Here is a 4802-nt window from a genome sequence, read left to right as displayed (position 1 = left end):
GGCGTCCCGCTCGCCGTGCCCGGCGCCAGGATGCCTTCTGCGGCCGCCACGGGGGCCGCTGCGGTGCGCAGGGGTCCTGCGGCGGTCCGGACTTCGTCCGCGCATCGGTGCGCGCGAGGGTCGCCGTCGGCGGCCCCGCCGCGTCGGATCGTTCGCCCATAGGCCGTGCATCGCCCGTCGCCCCCCTCGCAGTCCGTCATTCATCCCCGGCGCCGCATGTCGAGCGGCGCTGCCCCAGTCGGGACGATACACCAGACTCGTCACTCAGGGACATAGTCTCTCTACTCTCCGTGACGACCAGCGGTGATGCGGGCACGCGGTGCAGCCGGACGGGCGCGGAGCGTGCGCGCCCGACGGCGGGCGGCCGCACGGGAGTTGTCCGTGGGGCCGGCTTGACGTCGGTCAGCTGATGGTGAGCACGACGTTGTCGAGCGGCTGCCCGGCGGCGAACCGGGTCAGCTGGGCGGCGAGGAGCCGCTTGGCGCGTGGCATGAAGGCGGATGTGGGGCCACCCACGTGCGGAGAAATGAGCACTCCCGGAGCCTGCCACAACGGGTGCTCCTGGGGCAGCGGTTCGGGATCGGTGACGTCCAGGGCGGCGGTGATCCGGCCGCTCTCGAGCTCCGTGAGGAGCGCTTTGGTGTCGACGACGGGACCCCGGCTGACGTTCACCAGGAGTGCGCCGTCCTGGAGACGGGCGAGGAACTCCGCGTTCACGAGGCCGCGGGTGTCCTCGGTGAGCGGGGTGACCATGACGACGACGTCCGCCTGGGGCAGCAGATCGGGCAGGTCGGTGAGCGGGTGCACGGGCCCGCGCTCCGTCGTGCGTGCGGAGCGCGCGACGCGCGCCACCCGCGCGACCTCGAAGGGGACGAGCCGGTCCTCGATGGCCGAGCCGATGGCTCCGTATCCCACGATGAGGACGTTCTTGTCGGCGAGCGCCGGCCGGAACCCGGAACGCCACTCCCCCCGGTCCTGTCCCCGTACGAAGTCGGGGATACCGCGCAGCGAGGCGAGGATCAGGGTGAGGGCGAGTTCGGCGGTGCTCGCGTCGTGCACACCACGTGCGTTGCACAACTGGACGCCGGGGCGCAGGTACTTGAGCCCGCCCTGGACGTGGTCGACGCCCGCGGAAAGAGTCTGCACCACTTGCAGGGACGGCATCTGCGACAGGGGGCGCACACCGATCTCGGCGCCCTTCATGTAGGGGACGACGTAGTACGCGCAGTCGGCCGGGTCGGCGGGAAAGTCCGCCCCACCGTCCCAGAAGCGGTAGTCGAGGCCTTCTGGAAGGCCGGGGACCTCGTCGGCGCGGAAGGGCAGCCATACATCACCAGTCATGGTCAGGAGGCTATGTCAGGCGCCCGACGTGCAGAGGTTAGGTTGGGGACCTCAGGGAGAGCGGGCCGGCGAGGGCCGCAGGGAGGGTCACGAGCAGGTGGAGCGCAAGGCGATCGGGGCGGCGGCGCTCGAGGTGGGTGCGGTCGGCCTCGGCTGCATGCCGATGAGCTGGGCGTACACCGGATCACGGCAGCGCGGCGAGGAGTCCCTGCGCACCGTGCACGCCGCGTTGGACCGGGGGTGCTCACTCGTCGACACCGCCGACATGTACGGGCCGTTCACCAACGAGCTGCTGCTCGGCCGGGTCCTCAAGGAGCGGCGGGCGGACGCGTTCGTCTCGACGAAGGTGGGGCTGCTCGTCGGGGAGCAGCACATCGTCGCCAACGGCCGCCCCGGTTACGTGAAGCGGGCCTGCGACGCGTCCCTGCGCCGCCTGCAGACGGACGTCATCGACCTGTACCAGCTGCACCGGGCCGACCCCGAGGTCCCCGTCGAGGAGACCTGGGGCGCGATGGCGGAGCTGGTGGGCGCCGGCAAGGTGCGCTCGCTCGGACTGTGCGCGGTGGGCGCGCGGGCCGCGCGCCGCGACGGGCGCTCCGAGCTGCATGCCGGAACGATCCGGCAGTTGGATCGGGTCCAGCAGGTGTTCCCGGTGAGTTCGGTGATGGCCGAGCTGTCGGTGTGGTCGCCGGAGGCGCTGGGCGCGCTGCTGCCGTGGTGCGCGACGCGCGGGGTCGGATTCCTGGCGGCCATGCCGCTGGGCAACGGGTTCCTGACGGGCACGCTGACCCCGGGCCAGGGCTTCGAGCCGGACGACGTGCGGGCCCGTCACCCCCGGTTCACCGCGGAGATGATGGCCGCGAACCAGCCGATCGTGGTGGGCCTGCGGCGGGTCGCGGCGCGCCACGGCGAGGACGTGACGCCGGCGCAGGTGGCGCTGGCCTGGGTGCTCGCGCAGGGCCGGAGCGTGGTGCCGGTGCCCGGTGCCAAGCACGAGCGGTGGGCGGCGCAGAACGCGGCCGCGGCCGCACTGGAGCTGACGGACGCGGACCTGGCGGAGATCGGGCAGCTGCCCGCGGCGCAGGGCTCCTGGGACTGACGGCCCTGCGGCGGCCGGGCGACGCGCTGGGGCCGGGCCGGTTCCGACGGCAGAGATCGGGAACCTGCACGGCGCGGGCGGTGTATGAACGGTAGAACCGTCGCGTCGAAGGGATCCTGATCGTGCAACGTCAAGCTGTGCGGCCCGCGTTGGCCGTGGCTGCCTGTACCGCGCTCCTGTTCACAGCGGGGTGCTCGTCCGGCGATGACGGGCAGCCGAGCAAAGACACGACGTCCGCGTCGGGTGCGAGCGACCCGGGCGGCGGATCCTCGGGGCCGAAGTCGGGCGACGCCCCGGCGGCGAAGGGCTCGGTGTCCGTCGTGCGCACGCTCACCGAGAACCTCAAGTCGCCGTGGGGGCTCGCCCCGCTGCCGGAGGGGGACCTGCTGGTCTCCTCCCGGGACGAGGGGACGATCACCCGGGTCGACGCGAAGACCGGGAAGAAGACCGAGCTGGGGTCGGTGCCCGGGGTCGCCCCGGCCGGCGAGGGCGGCCTCCTGGGGCTCGCGCTGTCCCCGTCATACGCCTCGGACCACATGGTCTACGCGTACTTCACCACGGAGTCGGACAACCGCATCGCGCGCATGCTGTACGACGAGAAGAAGCCCGCCGGGGAACAGCTGGGCGCGCCGGACACGGTGTTCAAGGGCATCCCCAAGGGCACGAACCACAACGGCGGACGGATCGCCTTCGGCCCCGACGGACTGCTGTACGCGGGGACCGGCGAGACGTACCACACCGAATTGGCGCAGGACAAGAAGTCCATGGGCGGCAAGATCCTGCGCATGACCCCGGACGGCGCCCCGGCACCGGGCAATCCGTTCGGCGACTCCCCGGTGTACACGGTCGGGCACCGCAATGTGCAGGGCCTGGCCTGGGACAAGGACAAGCGCCTGTGGGCCTCGGAGTTCGGCCAGGACGACTGGGACGAACTGAACAACATCGTGGCGGGTGACAACTACGGCTGGCCCGACGCCGAGGGCAAGGGCGACGACTCCAAGTACCACGACCCGATCGCCCAGTGGCACACCGCGGACGCCTCCCCCAGCGGCATCGCCTACGCGGAGGGTTCGATCTGGATGGCGGGGCTGCGGGGCGAGCGGCTGTGGCGCATCCCGCTGGACGGCACCAAGACGGCACACCCGCCGCAGGCGTTCCTGCAGGGGAAGTACGGGCGGCTGCGCACCGTGGTCTCCGCGGGCGGCGACAAGATGTGGCTGGTCACGAGCGAGACGGACACACGGGGCACGCCGGGGAAGGGGGACGACCGGATTCTGGAGCTGAAGGTGAGCTGAGGTCGGGCCGGCCGGGAGGCGGGCAACAGTCAGTCGCGCGGTGGCGCCGCGTCCTGGGGGCCGTCGGAGTTCTCCGGAGCCTCGGAATCCGCAGCCTCAGAATCCGCGGGCTCGGGCTCCGACTCGCGCTCGGGCTCCGACTCGGGCTGCGGATCGGTCCGGTCGGGGCGGCGGACCACCACCTTGCCGGAGGTGAGGTCTATCGGTCCGCGGCCGGGGTCGCCGTCGTTCAGGTCGACGCGGGTCAGCTCCAGGCGCTTGCGCTCGTCGTTGGTGTGCTTGCGACCGGGTGAGAACAACTCCTCGAACATGTTGAACACAGCATCTCCCGGTGGTGTGGCTGCCGAGCCTCCCTTTCAGCGTACGGGAGCGCCCGGCAGACGGGTCAGCCCGTGGTGCCGGCGCCGGGCGGGGCGACGAGCACCGGCTGGTCGGGGAAGAGGCGCAGCCGGTGGGCCAGGGCCGCCGCCTCGCCACGGCCCGCGACGCCCAGCTTGGCGAGGATGTTGGAGACGTGGACGCTGGCGGTCTTCGGGGAGATGAAGAGTTCCTCGGCGATCTGCCGGTTGCTGCGGCCGACGGCGACCAGGCGCAGGACGTCCCGTTCGCGGCTGGTGAGGCCGAACTCCTCGGCGGGGTCGGCCGGGGCGTCCCGGCGCGGCACGTCGCGGGTGAGGCTGAGCCTGGCGCGCTGGGCGAGCAGGGCGACGGACTCGGTGAGCGGGCGGGCGCCGAGGTGGTCGGCGACGGCCGAGACGAGGCGGAGCAGTTCCGTGGCGCGGTCCCGGTCGTCCTCGGTGGGGCCGCCGGCCGTGGCGGAGGAGACGAGGAGGGACTCGGCGAGGCGGAGGCGGGCGCGGGCAAGGTCGTAGGGCCGGTCGAGGGGTTCGAGGGCGGTGACGGTGGCGGACCAGTCCTCGGGGGTGTCGCGGCCCTCGGCGCGCAGGAGTTCGGTGCGGACCCACTGCTCGTGGGCGAGCCAGACCGGTACCGAGGTGGGCTGGTGCTTGGCGGCGTCGCGGATGCGGGCGAGCGCCTCGGCCCGTCCGGCGTCGGCGGCGGGCAGG

The 4802-nt window shown here is 72.6% G+C and carries 5 protein-coding genes; 2 read left to right on the top strand and 3 right to left on the bottom strand.

Annotated features, from left to right (window positions below):
- Positions 1–402 precede the first annotated feature (402 nt).
- Positions 403–1341 carry a 2-hydroxyacid dehydrogenase gene (locus tag G3I40_RS36900; protein WP_164559191.1) on the bottom strand — a complete coding sequence of 313 codons (939 nt, stop codon included), beginning with the start codon at positions 1339–1341 and terminating at the stop codon, positions 403–405.
- Between the two features lie 97 nt (positions 1342–1438).
- Here G3I40_RS36900 and G3I40_RS36895 point away from each other — a divergent pair, with 97 nt between their 5' ends.
- Together G3I40_RS36895 and G3I40_RS36890 are read left to right on the top strand one after the other, a co-directional pair.
- Complete coding sequence (locus G3I40_RS36895; RefSeq protein ID WP_164559190.1) at positions 1439–2440, top strand: aldo/keto reductase; 1002 nt, start codon at positions 1439–1441, stop codon at positions 2438–2440.
- Positions 2441–2562: 122 nt separating this feature from the next.
- Positions 2563–3735, top strand: a complete 1173-nt coding sequence (locus G3I40_RS36890) for a PQQ-dependent sugar dehydrogenase (RefSeq protein ID WP_343245136.1) — start codon at positions 2563–2565, stop codon at positions 3733–3735.
- Positions 3736–3764: 29 nt separating this feature from the next.
- Here G3I40_RS36890 and G3I40_RS36885 read toward each other — a convergent pair whose 3' ends face one another.
- Both G3I40_RS36885 and G3I40_RS47660 read right to left on the bottom strand, forming a co-directional pair.
- On the bottom strand, positions 3765–4055 hold the full coding sequence (locus G3I40_RS36885; protein ID WP_164559188.1) for a DUF6191 domain-containing protein: 291 nt from the start codon (positions 4053–4055) through the stop codon (positions 3765–3767).
- Positions 4056–4120: 65 nt separating this feature from the next.
- Positions 4121–4802 (bottom strand): response regulator transcription factor (locus G3I40_RS47660; RefSeq protein WP_164559189.1); only part of this gene is annotated, 682 nt, incomplete at its 5' end.

Source organism: Streptomyces sp. SID14478 (assembly GCF_010548525.1).
GTDB lineage: Bacteria > Actinomycetota > Actinomycetes > Streptomycetales > Streptomycetaceae > Streptomyces.
Note: the sequence above shows the minus strand (reverse complement) of the source record. Positions and strands in the feature narration are given on the sequence as shown.